This window comes from Rhodoferax sp., assembly GCF_028689295.1.
Classification (GTDB): Bacteria; Pseudomonadota; Gammaproteobacteria; order Burkholderiales; family Burkholderiaceae_C; genus Rhodoferax.
On sequence record NZ_JAQTWL010000023.1, the window covers coordinates 1 to 13,034 of the forward strand.

The 13,034-nt window shown below is 62.0% G+C and carries 13 protein-coding genes and 3 tRNA genes; 2 read left to right on the plus strand and 14 right to left on the minus strand.

The window, feature by feature from the left end:
* The 13 genes from PHF15_RS14490 to recQ all read right to left on the minus strand — a co-directional run.
* Positions 1 to 121 (minus strand): GTP-binding protein (locus tag PHF15_RS14490; protein WP_300122192.1); only part of this gene is annotated, 121 nt, incomplete at its 3' end.
* Positions 122 to 162: 41 nt separating this feature from the next.
* Positions 163 to 237 (minus strand) — tRNA-Thr (locus PHF15_RS14495).
* Between the two features lie 20 nt (positions 238 to 257).
* A tRNA-Gly gene (locus PHF15_RS14500) sits at positions 258 to 331 on the minus strand.
* A 63-nt stretch (positions 332 to 394) separates the two neighbouring features.
* Positions 395 to 480, minus strand: a tRNA-Tyr gene (locus tag PHF15_RS14505).
* A gap of 60 nt (positions 481 to 540) precedes the next feature.
* On the minus strand, positions 541 to 1,284 hold the full coding sequence (locus tag PHF15_RS14510) for a uracil-DNA glycosylase (RefSeq protein ID WP_300122139.1): 744 nt from the start codon (positions 1,282 to 1,284) through the stop codon (positions 541 to 543).
* Between the two features lie 5 nt (positions 1,285 to 1,289).
* Positions 1,290 to 2,078: an indole-3-glycerol phosphate synthase TrpC gene (trpC, locus tag PHF15_RS14515; RefSeq protein ID WP_300122141.1), complete on the minus strand. Its 789-nt coding sequence runs from the start codon at positions 2,076 to 2,078 to the stop codon at positions 1,290 to 1,292.
* Positions 2,071 to 2,208 (minus strand): hypothetical protein, encoded by a 138-nt coding sequence (locus PHF15_RS14520; protein WP_300122142.1) that lies wholly within the window; start codon positions 2,206 to 2,208, stop codon positions 2,071 to 2,073. The genes trpC and PHF15_RS14520 overlap by 8 nt, the downstream gene beginning before the upstream one ends.
* 1 nt (position 2,209) lies before the next feature.
* Positions 2,210 to 3,256, minus strand: coding sequence for an anthranilate phosphoribosyltransferase (gene trpD / locus PHF15_RS14525; protein ID WP_300122144.1), 1,047 nt, complete (start codon positions 3,254 to 3,256; stop codon positions 2,210 to 2,212).
* A gap of 18 nt (positions 3,257 to 3,274) precedes the next feature.
* Entirely contained in the window at positions 3,275 to 3,931 is a 657-nt protein-coding gene (locus tag PHF15_RS14530; protein ID WP_300122145.1) for a LysE family translocator, read from the minus strand.
* A 3-nt stretch (positions 3,932 to 3,934) separates the two neighbouring features.
* Entirely contained in the window at positions 3,935 to 5,029 is a 1,095-nt protein-coding gene (ltaE, locus tag PHF15_RS14535) for a low-specificity L-threonine aldolase (protein ID WP_300122146.1), read from the minus strand.
* Between the two features lie 2 nt (positions 5,030 to 5,031).
* Entirely contained in the window at positions 5,032 to 5,628 is a 597-nt protein-coding gene (locus PHF15_RS14540; protein ID WP_300122148.1) for an aminodeoxychorismate/anthranilate synthase component II, read from the minus strand.
* Between the two features lie 3 nt (positions 5,629 to 5,631).
* Positions 5,632 to 7,155: an anthranilate synthase component I family protein gene (locus PHF15_RS14545; protein WP_300122149.1), complete on the minus strand. Its 1,524-nt coding sequence runs from the start codon at positions 7,153 to 7,155 to the stop codon at positions 5,632 to 5,634.
* A 192-nt stretch (positions 7,156 to 7,347) separates the two neighbouring features.
* The gene (gene recQ / locus PHF15_RS14550) at positions 7,348 to 9,213 is read right to left on the minus strand and encodes a DNA helicase RecQ (protein WP_300122195.1); all 1,866 of its coding nucleotides are present in this window, start codon (positions 9,211 to 9,213) and stop codon (positions 7,348 to 7,350) included.
* 441 nt (positions 9,214 to 9,654) lie between these two features.
* On the opposite strand from recQ, the gene PHF15_RS14555 reads away from it, so the two are divergent.
* Together PHF15_RS14555 and PHF15_RS14560 are read left to right on the plus strand one after the other, a co-directional pair.
* Positions 9,655 to 10,509: a hypothetical protein gene (locus PHF15_RS14555; RefSeq protein WP_300122151.1), complete on the plus strand. Its 855-nt coding sequence runs from the start codon at positions 9,655 to 9,657 to the stop codon at positions 10,507 to 10,509.
* Between the two features lie 331 nt (positions 10,510 to 10,840).
* Positions 10,841 to 11,881, plus strand: a complete 1,041-nt coding sequence (locus PHF15_RS14560; protein WP_300122152.1) for a homocysteine S-methyltransferase family protein — start codon at positions 10,841 to 10,843, stop codon at positions 11,879 to 11,881.
* A gap of 9 nt (positions 11,882 to 11,890) precedes the next feature.
* Here PHF15_RS14560 and PHF15_RS14565 read toward each other — a convergent pair whose 3' ends face one another.
* Positions 11,891 to 12,823, minus strand: coding sequence for a histone deacetylase family protein (locus tag PHF15_RS14565; RefSeq protein ID WP_300122154.1), 933 nt, complete (start codon positions 12,821 to 12,823; stop codon positions 11,891 to 11,893).
* Positions 12,824 to 13,034 lie beyond the last annotated feature (211 nt).

A 13,034-nucleotide genomic window follows, 5' to 3' on the forward strand; every position in this document is an offset into this window, starting at 1 on the left:
CAAATTTGGAGGCCAGCACCGAGGTGATGGCCGCTGTCAGCGTGGTTTTGCCGTGGTCAACGTGCCCAATGGTGCCCACGTTGACGTGGGGCTTGGTGCGCGTGAATTTTTCTTTTCCCATTTTCAGACTCCGAAAATAAAACTGTTAAATCACCAAATCAATGGTGCCCATTCCGGGAATCGGACCCGGGACCTCTCCCTTACCAAGGGAGTGCTCTGCCACTGAGCCAAATGGGCTGTGTATGCATCCAGGGCACTGGAGCGGGAGACGGGAATCGAACCCGCGTCATTAGCTTGGAAGGCTAGGGTTCTACCATTGAACTACTCCCGCCTCGAAGCTGAACCCGTCAACCTGTCAGCGCCTTCGCTTCAGTGCCACATTCAATTTCAAATCTGGTGGAGAGGGATGGATTCGAACCATCGTACTCGTAAGAGGGCAGATTTACAGTCTGCTGCCATTAACCACTCGGCCACCTCTCCACGGTGAACCCCGGATTATGCCATTAAGTTTCAGTTAAAGCGCGGCCTATTGGGTATTTTTCAGCAGCCGGAGGATTTGGGATGTTGCTCGCGCCAGGCTCTGGCCTGCGAAAAATGGCCACACCCAATAAATGGCACCGGTGGCCGCAAGGCAGAAAACGGGGACGGGTGATTGGCGCACAACACCAGGTGGCGCGAACCATCGATCAGCGCGCGTTTGCTTTGGGCATGGCTGCCCCAAAGCATGAAAACCACATTCTCCGAATGGTCCGACACCGTCTTGATGATGGCATCGGTCAACACCTCCCAGCCTTGGCCGGCGTGGCTGGCCGGTTGCCCCTGTTCAACCGTCAGACAGGTGTTGAGCAGCAAAACCCCATGGCGCGCCCAGCGCACCAGGCTGCCGCCGGGCAAGGGGAAAGGCGGCTGCGGTTCGCCCAGATCGCGCTGCAGCTCCTTGAAAATATTGCGCAGGGACGGCGGCAGCGCCACCCCGGGGGCCACTGAAAACGCCAAGCCTTCGGCCTGACCGGGTCCGTGGTATGGGTCCTGCCCCAAAATCACCACCCGAACTGCCTCCGGAGGCGTCAATTCCAGCGCACGCAGCGGTTGCGGCGGATAAATGGTGGCGCCCGCAGCCAGCCGTTGCTGCAAAAAACCCAGCAGTTGGCTGCCCGCCTGGGATGCAAAAAAACGGGCCACCAAGCCTTGCCAGCCCGGCGCGACCGGCCAGTCCCTGGGATCGGCGCTTTGCAACCGGCCTGGCGGCGTGGCGCTTGCATCCGGCATGGCAGCAGGGCCCATGTGGATCAACCAAACAGCGCTGCCAAGGCTTCACCGGGTTCTTTGGCGCGCATGAAGGCCTCGCCCACCAAAAAGACGTTGACGCCCGCGGCGCCCAAGCGCAACACGTCGTCACGGCTGTGGATGCCGCTCTCGCACACCAGCAGGCGCTCCGCCGGGACGTCCTTCATCAGCGTGAGCGTGGTGTCGAGCGACACCTCAAAGGTTTTGAGGTTGCGGTTGTTGACGCCGATCAGCGGTGTCTTGAGCTTGAGGGCGCGCGTCAGCTCAGCCGCATCGTGCACCTCCACCAGCACCGCCATGTCCAGACTTTGCGCGATTTGCTCGAAATCCTTCATTTGCGCGTCATCGAGGCAGGCGGTGATCAACAAAATGGCATCCGCGCCCATGGCCCGCGACTCGTAGATTTGGTAGGCATCGACCATGAAATCCTTGCGCAGCACCGGCAATTGGCATGACGCCCGCGCCTGCTTGAGGTAATCGATGCAGCCCTGAAAGAACTGCTGGTCGGTCAACACCGACAGGCAGGCGGCGCCATATTCGGCGTAGCTTTGGGCAATGTCGGCCGGTATGAAGTCGGCGCGCAGCACGCCTTTGGAGGGGCTGGCTTTCTTGATCTCGGCAATCACCGCAGGCTGGCCGGCAGCAATTTTGGCGCGCAGGGCGCCGACAAAGTCGCGCGTCAGCACCCGGCTTTCGGCGTCGAAGCGCATAGCCACAAGTGACTTGCGTTGTATGGCGGCTGCGACTTCTTCGCGCTTGACCGCCACAATTTTGTCCAGAATATCAGTCATGTTGCGTGGGCTCCTGTGAGCCTTTTTTGAGAACGTTGACGAAAACGCGGTGCAGCACCAGCCCCGCGACGATAAACAGCACTGAAACGCCCACGGCAATCCAGGCCCCGTCGGTACTTAACAAACTCATGTCAGGTCGCGCTCAGGGCATGAGCGGTGGTGACCAGCGCGCCTAGCTTGGCCTTGGCGGCGCCTGATTCAATCGCCGCGCGCGCCTTTTCAATGCCGGCCTGCATCGAATCGACCACATTGGCAGCATACAGCGCCACGCCGGCATTGAGCACCACGATTTCCTTGGCCGGCCCGTCCACGTTGTCGAGCACGCCCAGCAGCATGGTGCGCGACTGCTCGGGCGTCTCGACCTTGAAAGCGCGGTTGCTGGCCATGGCGAGGCCGAAGTCTTCAGGGTGGATCTCGTACTCGGTGACGACGCCGTTTTTGAGCTCGCCAACCAGCGTGGCCGCACCCAGGCTCACCTCGTCCATGCCGTCCTTGCCATACACCACCACCGCGTGGTGGGTGCCCAGGCGCTCCAGCGCGCGAATCTGAATGCCGACCAGGTCGGGGTGAAACACGCCCATCAGAATGTTAGGTGCGCCGGCCGGGTTGGTCAGCGGCCCGAGCAGGTTGAAAATGGTTTTGACGCCCATTTCACGGCGCACCGGCGCCACGTTTTTCATGGCCGGGTGGTGGTTGGGCGCGAACATGAAGCCCACACCCACCTGCTCGATGCATTTGGCAATGGCCCCGGGCGAAAGGTTGATGTTGACGCCGAGCGACTCCATCACATCGGCACTGCCGCTCTTGCTTGACACACTGCGCCCGCCATGCTTGCTGACCTTGGCGCCAGCCGCCGCCGCCACAAACATGGCGCAGGTGGAAATATTGAAGGTGTGCGAACCGTCGCCGCCGGTGCCGACAATGTCGACCAGATGGGTTTTGTCGGCCACATGGACCTTGGTGGACACCTCCCGCATCACCTGCGCCGCCGCCGTGATCTCGCCGATGGTTTCCTTCTTGACGCGCAGGCCCGTGATGAACGCCGCCAGCATCACCGGGCTCCACTCGCCGGCCATGATCTGGCGCATGATGTGCAGCATCTCGTCATGAAAAATCTCGCGGTGTTCGATGGTGCGCAACAGCGCTTCCTGCGGGGTCATTTTGAGGGTGTGGGGCATGGATGTCTCCGAAAATGGTCAATGGACAGGATTGTCGGACAGGGCCAGCCTGAGGCCAAAACCAATGAACATGGCGCCGGCCAGACGGTCCAGCCAGTTCAGGGTGCGCTGCACCGCTTGCACGCGCCTGGCGGCCCAGCCCGCAAGCCAGGCGTAGCCGAAGTTGATCGGCAGCGAATTCAGGTTGAACAACAGGCCGAGCAAAAGAAAGGCCGTCACTTTATCAGGGGTGTCGGGGGCGATGAACTGCGGCACGAAGGCCAAAAAGAACAGCGCCACCTTGGGATTGAGCACATTGGTCAGAAAGCCGCGCAGGTAGATGCGTCGCAATTCGGCAAGCGCGCGCTCTGGCAACGCCTGCGCGGGCAGATCGATGCGCGACGCACCCGAGCGCGACAGCAGCAGGCGCACGCCCATCCACACCAGATAGGCGGCACCGAGCCACTTGAGCACGCTGAACGCCGTGGCCGAGGTGGCGAGCAAGGCGCCCACCCCAAGCGCCGCCGCAAACATGTGAACAAAACAGCCGCTGACAATGCCCAGCGCCGCCACCAGCCCGGCGCGCACACCGCTCTTGAGGGCGCTGCTCACAATATAGAGCACGTCCGGCCCGGGCGTCAGGTTGAGCAGCCAGCCGGCCGCGATGAACATCAGCAGTTGCGGGGTGTCGGGCATGGCTCAATACACGGCCGACCCGGCGGCCTGCACACCCGCCGCTGCACCGGCCTGTTCACTGAAAAACTCCCGGATGCAGGCCAGCGCGTGGTCGATACCGGCCGCGTCCACATCCAAGTGTGTGACAAAACGCAAGCCGATCAGGCCGGTGGCAAGCACGCCATGCTGTTCCAGGTGCGCCAGCAAGGCCGGACCGCGGCCATTGGCCACATCGACAAACACGATATTGGTCTGCGCCGAGCGCACGCTCACACCATCGATGCCTGTCAGCCCCTGAGCCAGCCGCTGCGCCAGCGCATGGTCGCGCGCCAGGCGCTCGACATGGTGGTCGAGCGCATGCGAAGCCGCGGCCGCCAGCACACCCGACTGGCGCATGCCGCCGCCGAGCATCTTGCGCCAGCGCAGCGCGCGCGCAATCAGCGCGCGCGAACCGCACAGTGCGGAGCCGACCGGCGCGCCAAGCCCCTTGCTGAAGCACACCGAGACGCTGTCGAAATAGCTGGCGATCTGCCGCGCCGCGGCATAGGCATCGGCGCCCGCTTCCGGCGTGGCAACAGCGGCATTAAAAAGGCGCGCGCCGTCCAGATGCGTGGCCAGGCCGCGTTCACGGGCCAGACCGGTCGCCTGCGCCAGATAGGCAAGTGACATCGGGTGGCCGTTCCAGGTGTTTTCCAGGCACAGCAGGCGACTGCGGGCAAAGTGGATGTCGTCTGGCTTGATCGCTGCGGCAATGTCGGCCATCTGCATCTCGCCCGTGGCGCCTTGCGTCAGGGGCTGCGGCTGGATGCTGCCCAGCACCGCAGCGCCACCGGCCTCGTAGCGGTAAGTGTGGGCACTCTGGCCGACGATGTACTCGTCGCCGCGTTCGCAATGTGCCATCAGTGCGCACAAGTTGCTTTGCGTGCCCGTGGGCATGAAAAGCGCCGCTTCCTTGTCGGAGATGTCGGCAATGCGCGCCTGCAAGGCGTTGACGCTGGGGTCGTCGCCAAAAACGTCGTCGCCCAAGGGCGCGGCCATCATGGCCGCGCGCATGGCCGGCGTGGGTTGCGTGACGGTGTCGCTGCGCAGGTCAACCCTGCGTTGTTGGTGATCAGGCATATTCAAATGTTTCTTGGTTTCAGGAAGTTGGCCAACATGGCGTGGCCATGCTCGGTGAGGATGCTCTCGGGGTGAAACTGCACACCTTCGATGTCGAGGCTGGTGTGCTTGATGCCCATGATCTCGCCGTCATCGGTCCAGGCGGTCACTTTCAGGCAGGCCGGGCAGCTGGCGCGCTCGATCGACAACGAGTGGTAGCGGTTCACCGTGAACTGCTTGGGCAGCCCGGCAAACACGCCCTCCTGGGTGGTGGTGATGACGCTGGTCTTGCCGTGCATCAGCTGCTGTGCCCGGACGATCTTGCCGCCGAACGCGGCACCAATCGCCTGATGGCCCAGACACACGCCCAGGATGGGCAGCTTGCCGGCAAAGTGCCGGATGGCGGCCACCGAAATTCCCGCCTCGGCGGGTGAGCAGGGACCGGGAGAAATCACCAGCCGGTCCATTTCACCGGCCGCCAGCCGCGCCTCGATCTCTGCCAGCGTGATTTCGTCATTGCGCGCCACGCTCACCTCGGCCCCCAGCTCGCCCAGGTACTGGACGATGTTGTAGGTGAAGCTGTCGTAGTTATCGATCATCAGCAATTTGATTCTTTTCATGTCTTACTCCAGCCCTTCTTCCACCAGCTCGGCGGCTCTTAGCAGCGCCCGCGCCTTGGCCTCGGTTTCGCGCCATTCCATTTCGGGCACGCTGTCGGCCACGACGCCTGCGGCCGCCTGCACGTAAAGCATCCGGTCCTTGATGATGCCGGTTCGGATGGCGATGGCCACGTCCATGTCGCCGGCGTAGCTCAGGTAGCCGCAGGCGCCCCCATAAAGGCCGCGCTTCGTCGGCTCCAGCTGGTCGATGAGTTCCATTGCGTGCACCTTGGGCGCGCCGGTGAGCGTGCCCGCCGGAAAAGTGGCCTTGAGCACATCCATGCTGGTCATGCCGGGCAGCAAGGTGCCTTCGACGTTGCTGACGATGTGCATCACATGGCTGTAGCGCTCGACGCAAAAGGCGTCGGTGACCTTAACGCTGCCAATCTCGGCAATGCGGCCGATGTCGTTGCGCGCCAGGTCGATCAGCATCACATGCTCGGCGCGTTCCTTGGGGTCATTGATGAGTTCCACCTCGGCGGCCTTGTCTGCTTCAGGTGTGGCGCCACGCGGGCGGGTACCGGCCAGCGGACGAATGGTGATTTTTTGCACCGGCTGACCGTCCTGCAGCACCTGCTCCTGGCGCACCAGAATTTCGGGACTGGCGCCCACCACATGAAAGTCAGCCCCGTCTGCCGTGGCGCCGCTGAAGTTGTAGTAATACATGTAGGGGCTTGGGTTGAGCGAGCGCAGCGCGCGGTACAAGCTCAAAGGGCTCTGGGTGTAGGGCTTCTTGATGCGCTGGCCCACCTGCACCTGCATGAAGTCGCCGCCGGCAATCAGCTCTTTGGCGCGTTCCACCGCAGCGATGTAATCTGCCTTGGCAAAGTCGCGCACGGCGGCCTGGCCCGCGCTGGCCAGCACCTGCGGCGCGCGCACCGGCTGGTCGAGCAGGTTCTTGAGCTGCACCAGCCGTTCGGTCGCGCGCTGGTAGGCCCGCGGCTGGGCCGGGTCGGCATAGACCATCAGGTACAGCTTGCCCGACAGGTTGTCGATGACGGCCAGCTCCTCGCATTGCAGCAGCAAGATATCGGGGCAAGCCAGCTCGTCTGGCGGACAGGTGGCTTGCAGTCTTTTCTCGATGTAGCGCACCGCGTCGTAGCCAAAGTAGCCCGCGAGGCCACCGCAAAAGCGCGGCATGCCGGGCTGCAAGGCGACCTTGAATCGTTTTTGGTAGCCAGCAACAAAGTCGAGCGGATTGGCGTGGCTGACTTCTACCACCACGCCATCGGTCACCACCTCGGTGCGCATCGCATCGCCAAAGCCGCTGGCGCGCAACAGCGTGCGTGCGGGCAAGCCAATGAAACTGTAGCGGCCAAAACGCTCGCCGCCCACCACCGACTCCAGCAAAAAGCTGAAAGGCGCGCTGTTGGCTAGTTTGAGATAGAGCGAGAGCGGTGTTTCGAGGTCGGCAAAAGCCTGCGCGACCACTGGAATGCGGTTGAAACCCTGGGCGCTCAGGGCATTGAATTCAGGTTCGGAGATCACAGTGACATCTTTCTAGTAAGGGGCTGAACTGTCAAAGACCTGTTCGACACCCCGGCAGACAAGACGTTGCGCGGGGTCAGGCCAGGGCGGGCAAGGCAGGGCAGACGCGCCAGGGCCAGGCTCCCCGGTCGCTGCAACCTGTGATCTGAATTTGATGCATGAACATGGAAACAGTGTAGCAAAGATGGGCGATTAATCAGCGCCCACCGTGCGGCTTTCGCCCGTGATCACCGCCAGCACCGCGGCGCCGTAAGCCTCCAGCTTGCGCGTTCCCAGGCCGCTGATGTGCTGCAAGTCCGCCAGCGATTGCGGCGCGCGCTCGGCAATGGCCGCCAGCGTGGCATCGTGAAAAATCACATAGGCGGGCAGGTTGTGCGCCTTGGCCACTTCGGCGCGCCACGACTTGAGGTTGATGAAACGCACCATGGCCTCCTGACCCAGATTGGCCGCCGCCGGCGCCGCCACGGCGCGGCCGCGAATGCGCTTGACCGCGCGCTGACTGGTGGACTCGCGCAAGCGCACCGGCACTTCGCCGCGCAGCACGGCGCGCGAGCTTTCCGTCAAATGCAGGGTGCTGAAGCCCTCGCTGGTGAACACCTGCAAGGCGCCGATGGCGATGAGCTGACGCATCACCGCGCGCAACTGGCTTTCGCTGTAATCGGCGCCCAGGCCAAAGGTGCTCACACTTTCATGGCCGCGCTGCGTCACTTTGTCGGTCAGCTTGCCGCGCACGATGTCCATGGTGTGGCCGGCCCCGAACGACACGCCGCTGGTTTGGTGCAACCGGTACACGGTGGACAGCAGCTTGCGCGCCGCATCGGTGGCGTCCCACACCTCGGGCGGTTGCAGGCAATTGTCGCAATTCCCGCAGGGCTGACTGGCCTCGTCAAAGTAGGCCAGCAGGCGCACGCGGCGGCAATCGGTGGCCTCGGCCAGGCCCAGCAGCGCGTCGAGCTTGCCGCGCATGACCTGCTTGAAATCTTCTTCGGCCGGACTTTCGTCAATCATGCGGCGCTGGTTGACGACGTCCTGCAGGCCATAACACATCCAGGCGTTTGCCGGCAGGCCGTCGCGGCCGGCGCGACCTGTTTCCTGGTAGTAGCCCTCGATGTTTTTCGGCATGTCCAAGTGCGCCACAAAGCGCACGTCGGGTTTGTCGATGCCCATGCCGAAGGCGATGGTGGCCACCATCACCACGCCCTCGCCGCGCACAAACTCGTTTTGATTGGCCTGGCGCACCTTGAAATCAAGCCCGGCATGGTAGGGCAAGGCATGGATGCCGGCCTGCGCCAGCATTCCGGCGATTTCTTCCACCCGTTTGCGGGACTGGCAATACACCACGCCGGCCTCACCGGCGTGCTCGCGCTCGATGAAGCGCAACAGCTGGGTGCTGGCGTCCTTTTTCTCGACGATGGTGTAGCGGATGTTGGGCCGGTCGAAACTGCTGACAAACTGCGCCGCCGCTTCCAACTGCAGGCGCTCCACGATGTCGGCGCGCGTGAGCGCATCGGCGGTGGCGGTCAGCGCCATGCGCGGCACGCCCGCATAACGCTCGTGCAGCACGGTGAGCGCGCGGTATTCTGGCCGGAAGTCGTGCCCCCACTGGCTCACGCAATGCGCTTCGTCAATGGCAAACAGGCTGAGTTGCCCGCGATCATGCAAGGCGTCGAGTTGCCCCAGAAAGCGCGCCGTGGTGACGCGCTCCGGGGCGGCATACAGCAGGGTGATTTCGCCGCGTAGCAGGCGCTGCTCGGTTTGATAAGCCTCTTCGCTGCTCAGCGTGGAGTTCAAAAACGCCGCGCTCACGCCGGCCTCGTGCAGCGCGCCGACCTGGTCGTGCATCAGCGCGATCAGCGGCGACACCACCACGGTGATGCCTTGCCCCGCGCGTTGGCGCGCAATGGCCGGAATCTGGTAACACAGGCTTTTGCCGCCACCGGTGGGCATCAGCACCAGCGCGTCGCCACCCGCCACCACGTGACGGATGATGTCGTGCTGCGGCCCCCGAAAGCTCGGGTAGCCAAAAACCTCTTGAAGAATGGACTCGATGGACAAGATGAATGCTATCTATTTAGGTGCAGTGGCCACAGGCTGAAGATGCTCACGTCCAAATCCAAATCCAAGGACTGGTAGAGCTCGTGATGCTGCACCGCTATTGTCCCATTGGGCGCGGGTTGTCTGAACTTGAATGGTGAGGAAGAGATTCAAGGGACTTGGCATCGTCGGGTACGCAGCGGGAGCGGACACACGCCACCCCATGCAAGCGAGTGCGTCTAGCGGGTTGGGCGTTGCGATTGAACGTGCATCGACAAATTTCTGTTTACGCGAGGTTATGATCTGTTAACGCAAACGTGGAAAGGCGCTCAATCCCCCATCGCGGTTGCATAAGCAGGTGTTTCAGCCCAGCAAGATTATCAACCGCAGGAGGAGACATGGTTTCGTTCCATATTGCCGCGAGCCGTTTAATCGCTATTTTTTGTGTAACGAGACTTCATTGCTATGGACGAAATTAGCGGAGTTAGTCCTGCAGTCTTGGGTCTGGTCGGTGTATTTATGGGGTCGGCACTGTCTGTGGTCGGAAGTGTCATCTCGCAGCATCTGTCAAATCGAAAGGAAGCTCAACAATGGAAACGAGAGCAATCCGCTAAGCGTGACGAACGCGATTTAGAGCGCGAACTGCGCGAAGCCGACGATCTAAAAGGCATTTACCACCAGTGTATTAGTAGTTTGTCAATGTACTTGTCGGTACTTGAGAAGAGCCCGAAAGGTGAGACGGTCGATATATCGAATCTGCTAAAGAATATTCATGAGTCGGTATCGAAGCTTGCAGTAAGGTATCCAGATGAAAAATTCTTGGAGGTTTTCGATCGATTTCTTTTCGATCCAGACAGTAGCGAGGCTGAGGCGCTGAGAAGGCACATCCTAGAGCTAGTAAGGACCGACGCGAAGAGGCTGGGATCCTCGTACTCTGAGGTACCCGCGAAACCGTCTGAGGAGATTTCACCAAAGACGATTTCCTTCAAGATCGATAGTGAGTTTCAGAAATCTCTTATGGTTGAGGGGATGGAACTCCCAAACAGCTTTGTCTTGAAATACAGTGCGACGGACATGTTGCCCGAGCATAGAAAGCGGCTGCTCGATATTTACTTTGGAAATTACCGCCGAATTCCGAACAACGCCACGCTACTCTTGCCGACTCGTCGACCGGCAGCAACTGCGGTTGTCTACGAAAAGGCATGGGAGGCAAGGGTGAACCCTACCGAAGTCGGGCCTGATGGCGTTTTGAACGCGTGGGGCGCTGATTTCGATCGGTGCTTGAACAAGACCGAAAGTGCATTGGCTGGAGTTGCTTAATCGGTCGTTTCAGTCGACCTCAACAAGCTGAGCCTTCCGCCGACCGATCAAGCCAAGGCTACCAGCCATTTCCAGGACTGCTCGGTCAAAGCGACCCGCTACAGCAGGTGCGTTCTCCCATACTTTACGACTGCTTTGTAGCGGGGCGAAAGTCAGCAATGGGTCTTGAAGTCGTTCAAGTGAAAAGGCACGGAACTCCCCGGCGACTGACTCGTCCCGGCCTGAACCTAGCCGCCACACTCATCAAGACGCTTTGAATAGGGGAATGCGTTGACGGCCGCAGGCCCTACCGGGCTCGGGTTCAGCGAGCGGCTTTCTACAATACGCGGCTATGAAAACCTTGACTTACACCCGCGGACAAAAGTTGCCCGAGATTCTGCAACACCGCATCATGGTGCTTGACGGCGCCATGGGCACCATGATCCAGCGCTTCAAGCTCGGCGAAGCGCAGTACCGGGGCGAGCGGTTCAAGGATTTTCACAAGGACGTCAAGGGGAACAACGAGTTGCTCAGCCTGACGCGCCCCGACATCATCCGCGACATTCATGAGCGCTACCTGGCCGCTGGCGCCGACCTGATCGAGACCAACACCTTCGGCGCCACCCGCATCGCCCAGGCCGACTACGACATGGCCGAGCTGGCCTTTGAGATGAATCTTGCGGCGGCAAAGATAGCGCGCGCCGCCTGCGACAAGTTCTCGACGCCAACCAAGCCGCGTTTTGTGCTTGGCGCTCTGGGCCCCACGCCCAAGACCGCCAGCATCAGCCCCGATGTGAACGACCCCGGCGCGCGCAACGTCACGTTCGAGCAACTGCGCGCCGCCTATTACGAACAGGTGGACGCGCTGGTGCAGGGCGGTGCCGACGCGCTGCTGGTCGAAACCATTTTCGACACGCTCAACGCCAAGGCCGCGCTTTTCGCCATTGACGAATATTTCGAGGCCAGCGGCGAGCGCCTGCCCCTCATCATCAGCGGTACCGTGACCGACGCGTCCGGGCGCATCCTGAGCGGCCAGACCGTGACCGCCTTCTGGCACAGCGTGCGCCACGCCCAGCCGCTGGCGGTGGGGCTGAACTGCGCGCTGGGTGCGGCGCTGATGCGCCCGTACATCCAGGAGCTGGCCAAAGCCGCGCCCGACACTTTTATCAGTTGTTACCCCAACGCCGGCCTGCCCAACCCGATGAGCGACACCGGCTTTGACGAAACCCCGCTTGATACCAGCCGCCTGCTGGGCGAATTTGCCGCCGAGGGCCTGGTCAACATCGTCGGCGGCTGTTGCGGCACCACGCCGGAGCACATCGGCGCCATTCACGACAAGGTGGCGCCATTGCCCGGGCGCGTGCTGCAAAAGAATGTGTTCTACCCCGGATAGCCGGAAGAATCAACGGCCCATCAGCGCGCGCACATGGGCCCCGGTGCCGCTGGCCAGCCCGTCGAGGCTATAGCCGCCTTCCAGCACCGAGACCACGCCGCGCCCGGCGGTCTCTTCGGCCACCTGCATCAGCTCGCGGGTGATCCAGTGGAAATCGTCGTCGGTAAAGTTAAGGCCGCCGAGCGGGTCGAGCTGGTGGGCATCGAAACCGGCCGAAATGATCAGCAGCTCGGGTGCAAACTGGCGCAGTGCAGGCAACAGTTCATCGCGCATGTGAGCCCGGAACATGGCCGAGCCGCAACCGCGCGGCAAGGGCATGTTGACAATGTTGTTGGCCACGCCGGCTTCATCGCGACGACCGGTGCCCGGATAGAACGGCGATTGGTGGCAGGAACCATAGAAAAGCTCCGGGTCGTCAAAAAAGGCGTGCTGCGTGCCGTTGCCGTGATGCACATCGAAATCCACCACGGCCACGCGCCTGACCCCGTGCTGGTGGCGCGCATGCAGGGCGGCGATGGCGGCCTGATTGAAAACACAAAAACCCATGGCGCGGTCGGCCTCGGCGTGGTGGCCGCAGGGACGGGTGGCGCAAAACACATTGGCAGCCTCTTTGGCCAGCACGGCATCGACACCGGCACAGGCCGCGCCGACGCAGCGCATCACCGCTTCCAGCGTGCCCGGCGACATGATGGTGTCGCCCGCGTCAAGGGCGCGGTAACCGGATTCGGGCGACAGGGACTGGACCTCGTCGATGTAGTGCGGCGCATGGACCAGCGCCACCTGCTCGAAGGTGCCCATCGGCGCATCGCGCCAGTGCAGATCGGCGAACTCGGGTGCTTTCAGGGCGCGCAGCACCGCCTGCAGGCGCTCTGGGGCCTCAGGATGGTGCGGCCCCGGACGGTGCTCCAGACATGCGGAATGGGTGTAGATCAGAGTGTTCATGGGGTTCGTGTCGTTGCAAAATAATGGTGCGCCGGGACTTGTTCACAAAAGATGTTGCCCAGCCGCCTGAATCCGATAGGCGTACTCTAACGGGTAACGGCCAGCGCATCCAGAAACGCGCGTCTCAAGAGCGGAATGGCTGTGCGGGTCGAGTGCAGTGGTGATACGACGCGGGTGGTGCCGCGTTAGCCGTGTGACGTTTGGGGCTTGA